7 protein-coding genes are annotated in these 6,809 nt (G+C 73.8%); 2 read left to right on the forward strand and 5 right to left on the reverse strand.

Features of this window, described 5'->3' with window-relative positions; translation table 11 throughout:
* Positions 1-38 precede the first annotated feature (38 nt).
* Positions 39-1,496: a sensor histidine kinase gene (locus tag ASE76_RS08630; protein ID WP_055837776.1), complete on the forward strand. Its 1,458-nt coding sequence runs from the start codon at positions 39-41 to the stop codon at positions 1,494-1,496.
* Here ASE76_RS08630 and ASE76_RS08635 read toward each other — a convergent pair.
* The 5 genes from ASE76_RS08635 to ASE76_RS08655 all read right to left on the reverse strand — a co-directional run bounded on the left by ASE76_RS08635 (position 1,483) and on the right by ASE76_RS08655 (position 5,477).
* The gene (locus tag ASE76_RS08635) at positions 1,483-2,343 is read right to left on the reverse strand and encodes a LytTR family DNA-binding domain-containing protein (protein WP_055837779.1); all 861 of its coding nucleotides are present in this window, start codon (positions 2,341-2,343) and stop codon (positions 1,483-1,485) included. The genes ASE76_RS08630 and ASE76_RS08635 overlap by 14 nt on opposite strands.
* Positions 2,340-3,431, reverse strand: coding sequence for a sensor histidine kinase (locus ASE76_RS08640; RefSeq protein WP_055837782.1), 1,092 nt, complete (start codon positions 3,429-3,431; stop codon positions 2,340-2,342). The genes ASE76_RS08635 and ASE76_RS08640 overlap by 4 nt, the downstream gene beginning before the upstream one ends.
* Complete coding sequence (locus tag ASE76_RS08645) at positions 3,431-3,724, reverse strand: 2TM domain-containing protein (RefSeq protein ID WP_055837786.1); 294 nt, start codon at positions 3,722-3,724, stop codon at positions 3,431-3,433. The genes ASE76_RS08640 and ASE76_RS08645 overlap by 1 nt, the downstream gene beginning before the upstream one ends.
* Positions 3,725-3,763: 39 nt before the next feature.
* A complete protein-coding gene (locus ASE76_RS08650; RefSeq protein WP_055837788.1) occupies positions 3,764-4,288 on the reverse strand; it encodes a DUF6622 family protein in 525 nt (174 codons plus the stop codon).
* 175 nt (positions 4,289-4,463) lie between these two features.
* Positions 4,464-5,477 carry an NAD-dependent epimerase/dehydratase family protein gene (locus tag ASE76_RS08655; protein WP_055837790.1) on the reverse strand — a complete coding sequence of 338 codons (1,014 nt, stop codon included), beginning with the start codon at positions 5,475-5,477 and terminating at the stop codon, positions 4,464-4,466.
* Positions 5,478-5,586: 109 nt separating this feature from the next.
* On the opposite strand from ASE76_RS08655, the gene ASE76_RS08660 reads away from it, so the two are divergent.
* Positions 5,587-6,543 carry a LysR family transcriptional regulator gene (locus ASE76_RS08660; RefSeq protein ID WP_082448218.1) on the forward strand — a complete coding sequence of 319 codons (957 nt, stop codon included), beginning with the start codon at positions 5,587-5,589 and terminating at the stop codon, positions 6,541-6,543.
* Positions 6,544-6,809: the final 266 nt, after the last annotated feature.

Below are 6,809 nucleotides of genomic sequence, written 5' to 3' on the forward strand. Positions count from 1 at the left end.
GCGCGCCGGCCCCTTCGCCGCACCGCCGCTGGCGCTCGATGCGGCTCGGGCTGCAGCGGCGGCTGCTGGTGTTGCTGTTGCTGCCGCTGGTGCTGCTGGCCGCCTTCAGCGCCTGGCTCGACTACCGCTCGGCCGACAGCGCCGCGCTGCAGCAGGACGCGCAGCTGCTGCGCATGGTGCCGCTGATGGCCGATTCGATCGTCGTGCCCGACCGCGCCCGCGCCATGCCGACGCTGCTGCTCGCCCCGCCGGTCGAGGAATTCCTGCGCGAGCGCCACGGCTACGCGGCCTACAGCGTCACCTCGGAAGACGGCCGCCTGCTCTACGGCGAAGACTGGATCGACGCGATGCGCCCCGGCACCCGCGAACCCGAGTTCTTCAGCCGCGAGCACGACGGCGTGGTCTACCGCATCGTCGCCCAGCGGGTGCAGACGCCGGCGGGCGAGCTTGTGATGCAGCTGGCCGACGGCTCCGATCCCCGCCAGCAGTGGGGCCGCTCGCTGCTGCTGCGGGCGCTGCTGCCCAACCTGGTGCTGCTGGCGCTGGCGGCGCTGGCGATGCACCTGGCGGTGCAGCACGCCCTGCGCCCGCTGACCGCGCTGACCGAGGCGGTGCAGCACCGTTCGCCGCGCGACCTGAGCCCGCTCGACGCCCGGGCCTCGCCCGAGGAAGTGCGGCCGCTGGTGCAGGCGCTCAACCGGCTCTTCGGCCTGGTCAACGCCCAGTCGGAGAGCCAGCGCCGCTTCGTCGCCGACGCGGCCCACCAGCTGCGCACCCCGCTGGCCGGGCTGCAGGCCCAGGTCGAGGCCTGGGCCCAGGCGGCGATCCGCCAGGAATCCGAGTCGAAAGTGCCTGCAGCCGGCGTGGTGCGCCGGCCTGGTGCTATGCTTTTGGAAGCAAACGACGTCTACAAGCTGCGCGACGCCACCCGCCGCACCTCGCAGCTGGCGCACCAGCTGCTGGCCCTGTCGCGAGCCGACGCCCATGCGCTGCAGGGCCAGGAGCCGGCGCCGGTCGACCTCAAGGCACTCTGCGAATCGATGCTGGAGACGCACCTGGACGCCGCCTCGGCGCGCGGCATCGACCTGGGGCTGGAGGTGGTGCCGGCCCGCACGCTGGGCCACGCCTGGCTGCTGCGCGAGATGCTGGGCAACCTGGTCGACAACGCGGTCAAGTACGCCCATGCCTACGGCACCGTCACCATCCGCTGCGGCCCCGACCACGGCGGCGGCGCCCGGCTGGAGGTGGAGGACGACGGCCCGGGCGTCGCCCCGGACGAGCGGCCGCGGGTGCTGTCGCGCTTCTACCGGTCGCCCGGCGCGCAGGGCGAGGGCAGCGGCCTGGGCCTGGCGATTGCCGACGAGATCGCCCGGCTGCACGGCGGCCGGCTGCGCCTGCTGGCCGGCGCCGAGGGCCTCGGCCTGCGGGTCGAGGTGCTGCTGCCGGCCGAGCCCCCGGCTGCCGGTGCGGCGAACGCGGCCGCTACATCGCCTTGAACCGCCCCGCGTAGAGCCGGCTGACGACGAAGCGCTCGCCCAGCCCGCGCACCGCCAGGTGCAGTTGGCCGGCCGGGTTGCGCTGCAGGGTGTCGATGGCCGCGGCCCGCACCAGCACGGCGCGGTGGATCTGCCAGAAGACCTCGGGGTCGAGCTGCGGAACCAGCTCTTTCAGCGGGGTGCGGATCAGGTATTCGCGGCCGGCGGTCAGCACCCGCACGTACTTGTCGGCGGCCTCGAAGGCGAGCACCTCGTCGACCGGCACCATCCGCAGCACCGTGCCGCCGCTGCCGGCCTCGCTGGCCGGTATCAGCCGCAGCGGTGCGACGGTGGCGGGGGCGGGCGGCGAGGTGCCGCTGCCGGGCAGGGCGGCCAGCAGGCGGCGCAGCTGGGCATAGGGCTCGTCCCCGGCCGGCGGGGCCGAACGGCGCGCGGCCAGCAGCGCCTGCAGCCGCTCGACCGTCTTCTGCAACCGGTCGGCCTGCACCGGCTTCTGCAGGTAGTCGACCGCCTGCGCCTCGAAGGCCTGCACCGCGTACTGGTCGTAGGCGGTGACGAAGACCAGCGCCGGCAGCGGCTGCGCGGCCGGCCATTCGTCGGCCAGCGCGGCCGCGGCCTCCAGCCCGCTCAGGCCCGGCATGCGGATGTCGAGGAACAGGACGTCCGGCGCACGGGCCAGCGCCTCGCGCACCGCGGAGGCGCCATCGCCCACCGTGGCCACGATGCGCAGCGCCGGCCAGGCGCGGGCCAGGGCCGCGGCCAGCGCGGCGGCGAGCAGCGGCTCGTCCTCGGCGATCAGGGCGGTGGGGCCGCCGGCAGCGGGGAGGGAGGGGTCGGTGGGGCTCATCGGGCCGGTGGCTCCTGCGGATGCTCGAAATGCAAGGGAAATCGTACGCTGGCCAGCGTCCCGCGCCGGCCATTAGCTATTATTTCGATAGCGCCGGCGCTGCCGTACAGCGCGGCCAGCCGTTCGCGCACCTGGGCCGTGCCGAAGCCGCTGCCGGCCTGCGGCAGGGCCGCGGCGGCGGGCAGGCCGATGCCGGTGTCGCGCACCTCCAGCAACAGCTGCGCCTGCGCCCCCTGGCCTTCGGTGCGGGCCGACACGTCGATCCGGCCGCCTTCGACCTGCGGCTCCAGCCCGTGGCGGATCGCGTTCTCGACCAGGGGCTGCAGCAGCAGCGGCGGCACCGGCACTGCTCCCAGCGCGCCGGGCAGGTCGAGCGCGAACGCCAGCCGGCCGCCCATGCGGATCTGCATCAGCGCCAGGTAGTCGCCGACCCGGGCGAACTCGGCCTGCAGCGGATGCAGCGTGGCCCGCGAGCCGCCCAGGGTGGCGCGCAGGTAGGCGATCAGGTGGTCGAGCATCTCTCCGGCCCGCGGCGGGTCGGTCGCCACCAGAGCCTGCAGGTTGGCCAGGGTGTTGAAGAGCATGTGCGGCTCCAGCTGCGTCTCGAGCAGCTTCAGGCGCGATTCGGTGGCGGTGCGGGCGGCCTCGCGGGCGGCGGCTTCCAGGTGCGCGGCGCGGCCTCGGCTGTGGAAGAAGTAGGTGATGCCGAAGCCCGCGACCGCGGTGACCGCCACCGAGCGCTTGACGTCGCCGTGGCCGTCCCATGACGACCAGCCGAACCAGGCATCGGCCAGCAGCGTGCCGACCAAGAAACCGCCCGCCACGCTGAACACGAAGAGCACCGCGCCGCGCCAGTCGTGCGGCCAGCCGCCCGGGTCGGTAGGGCGCCGCAGCACCTGCCGCGACAGCTCGGCCAGCAACCAGCAGGCGGTGCCGATGCTGAGCGAATAGACCAGCTCCACCAGATAGCGTTTAGCCGGGTCCACGAACACCTGCACCGACGAGATCGCCAGGCAGAACGCCCAGGTCTGCAGTCCGCGCCGCAGCCGGGCGATGCCTTCCGGCGCGGGGTGGGCGGCAACGCCCATCAGAGGCCGTCCTGCCGGCGCCGCAGCCGCGCCCGCTCGCGCTCCACCATCCGCTCCCGCAGGCCGCTGCCCGATCCCAGCACCCAGACCGAGACGCCGTGCAGCAGCAGCCCCAGGCCCCAGCCGAGCGCCGGAAACACCGACCAGCGCCGCTGCTCGGTCGCGAACGCCAGGCCGGCCAGCCCCAGGTTCACCGCCAGGTACACCGCCGCATGCACGTACCAGCCCAGCTTGGCACCCGCCCGCCGGCGGGCGATGCGGTCGATTTCGTCGGGGGACAGCGGGGTGTTCATGGGGTGGGATTCTGGGGGACGTGTGAGCATGGCGGCGTATCAGTTCAGCGCGGCCCCGGCCGGCAGCTGCTGGCGCAGCGCCATCCGCCCCAGCCGCAGCGCCCGGGCCAGGAAGCTGCCGGCGAAGCCGCCGTACAGCGTGCAGGCCGCGAGCGGGAAGACGGCGTCGTGCGCCAGCGCCGGATGCAGCGCCAGCGCCACGCCGGCGGCGAACTTGGTGGCGAAGATGCCCATCATCAGGACGAGCGGGACCGCGCTGCCCGGCAGGTCGAAACGCCGCGCGGCCGGGTCGTAGGAGGCCGCGGCGGGCAGCGGACGGCGCAGCACGAAGGTGGCGGCGAGCAGCGCCGCGGCGGCCCAGGCCAGTAGTGCCAGCGGCCGGTCGCCGAAGGCCGACAGGGTGCCGTACAGCGACCAGGTCCCCATGCCCAGCGGCACCAGGACGGCCCGCGACAGCGGCAGCGTGTGCCGGCGCAGCTGCCGGCCACCCAGCCAGGCGAGCAGCGCGAAGACGCCGAAGACCCAGGTGGGCGTGTGCTGGAGGATGGCGAGAGGGCTGGTCATGGTGCGGCTCCTGGTGGCCCGGAAGGGCGGCGGACGGGGTGCGCGGGGCACCGATGGCTCGCACTGTGCCGGGGCCGGCGCATGCCGGGAACTGCCATGCGATGGAGCGCATCCGGGCGGCGCGAAACGCCGGGATGCGGTGTGGAATGCGGCCGGCGATGCGGCCGGGCCGTGCTCAGGCAGCCGCTGGGGGCGTGGTCTTTTCCAGATCCCGCAGGGCCGCCGCCAACGCTGCGCGCAGCGGCGTCGCCGGTGGGACACCCACAGCGGCCGCGAGCCGGCGCCCGTCCACCGCGTGCGGCACCTGCCACAGGTAGCGCATCCGGACCACCTCGCGCCACAGCGGCACCACCGGGCCCAGCGCGCGCATCAGCCCCCACGGCAGCCCGCCGCCGCGCCGCCAGCCCCGCGCCGGCGCCAGGCCGGCATCGGCCGCGGCCTGCTCCAGCGTAGCCAGGAATTCATGCCCGGTGACCGCGTGGCCGGCGAAGAGAAAGCGCTCGAACGGCGCGGCCTGCGGCACCGCCGCCGCGGCGACGAAGGCGCGCGCCAGGTCGGGCAGGTAGGCCCAGGTGTGCAGCACGGCCGGGTCGCCCGGGTAGTCGAGCCGGCCGCGCGCGCGGTGCTTCGCGATGACCAGGTCGAGCCAGCTGCCCCGGCCGGCGCCGAAGAAATCGCCCGCGGTGATGACCGTGGCGCGCAGCCGGCCGGCTGCGGCGCGGTCGGCCAGTTCGGCCTCCAGGTCGACGCGCAGCCGGCCCTTGGGCGTGGTGGGGCGCTGCGGCGTGTCGGCGTCGATCCGGGGCGGCATGCCGGCGCCGTAGTTGTAGAGGTTGCCCGGCAGCATGAAGCGGGCGCCCAGCCGCCCGGCCAGCGCCATCGCGGCACGGGCGGCCGGCATCGCCTCTTCGTCCCAGCGGGTGTAGGCGGGATTGACGGCATGCACGACCACCTGCGGCGCCGGCAGGCCGTGGGCGGCGAGCGCCTCGGCGACCGGCTGCCCGTCGGCACCCAGCGGCGCGACCAGCAGCCTGGCGCGGGCCGGCAGGCCCGGCGCCGTGCCGTGCCGCACCTGGGCGACCACCTGCCAGCCGGCGGCGTCGAATGCGGCGGCGGCCGCTGCGCCGAAGCGCCCGCGGGCGCCCAGGACCAGCACGGAGGCTGGGGTGGAAGAGGTGGTACCGGGCATGGCGAGGGTTCCTGTGGGGAAGGGCGGGGCGTCCGCCGTGGCCCGCAGTGTCGTGGGAGGCACCCTGCGGCGCTACGCTGTCGGCCGCATGCGAGCTATACACTTCCGCATGGATACGTCACACACGGCCTTCGACTGGACCTTGCTGCGCAGCTTCCTGGCGGTGCTCGATGCCGGCAGCCTGACGGCGGCGGCCCGCAGCACCGGCATGCAGCAGCCGACGCTGAGCCGCCACGTGGCCGAACTGGAATCGCAGCTGGGTGCGCCGCTGTTCGAGCGCACCGGCCGAGGCGTCACCCCCACGGCGGCGGCGCGCGCGGTGGTGGGCGCGGCACGGCAGATGCAGGAGGCCGCGGCGGCGGTGCAGCGGGACCTGGCGGCGGCGCGGTCGGCGGCGCACGGCACGGTGCGGATCACCACCAGCGAGGCCGCCGCCGCCTGGCTGCTGCCGCCGGTGCTGGCGCGGCTGGGCCAGGCGCATCCGCAGATCCAGGTCGAGCTGGTCGCGTCGAACGATCTCTCCAACCTGCTGCGGCGCGATGCCGACATCGCGGTGCGGATGGTGCGGCCGGTGCAGCAATCGCTGGTGGCGCGCAAGCTGGGCGAGGTGGAGGTGGTGGCCGCGGCGCATCCGCGCTACCTGCGCGCCGCCCCGCCGCTGCGCAGCCCGGACGACCTGCCCGCCCACCGGCTGATCGGCTTCGACCGCGACGAGACCATCCTGCGCGGCTTCGCCCGTGCCGGCCTGGCGCTGGCCCGCGGCGATTTCGCGCTGCGCACCGACAACCACATCGTCTACGGCCGGCTGGTGGCCGAGGGCGCCGGCCTGGGCTTCGTGGCGCGCTACGCGATCGACCACTGGCCGGGCGTGGTCGCGGTGCTGCCGGGCTTCAGGCCCGGGGCGCTGCCCTGCTGGCTGGCGGTGCACCGGGAGATCCGGGTCGATCCGCGGGTGCGCACGGTCTACGACTTCCTGGCGCGGGAGATTCCGCCGGTGCTGGCTGTCGGATCAAATACCTTTCCTCGATCTATTTCTCAACATGCCCCACAATACCTTAATAAGTAACATATTGTTATTTATGTAACAATATGATTTTAGGGGTGGATAGTGGTGGTTTTCAAAAGCATCAGCGTTCGAATTTGTCACAGGGTAGCTTGTAGTCTGGGTCACCGGAATACATTCACAGCAACCCTGGTGACCGCACTTATCTTTTTGTGGTTTCTGCCTGGTCTAGTTTGGTCCCAACAGGTGCGCCTGCCCAACGGCGAGTACACCGAGTCGAGCGCCGACCTGCAGGTCAAGACGCGGGGCGGCTATATCGGTGTGTGGCG

The sequence above is a fragment of the Xylophilus sp. Leaf220 genome (genome assembly GCF_001421705.1).
GTDB lineage: Bacteria > Pseudomonadota > Gammaproteobacteria > Burkholderiales > Burkholderiaceae_C > Xylophilus.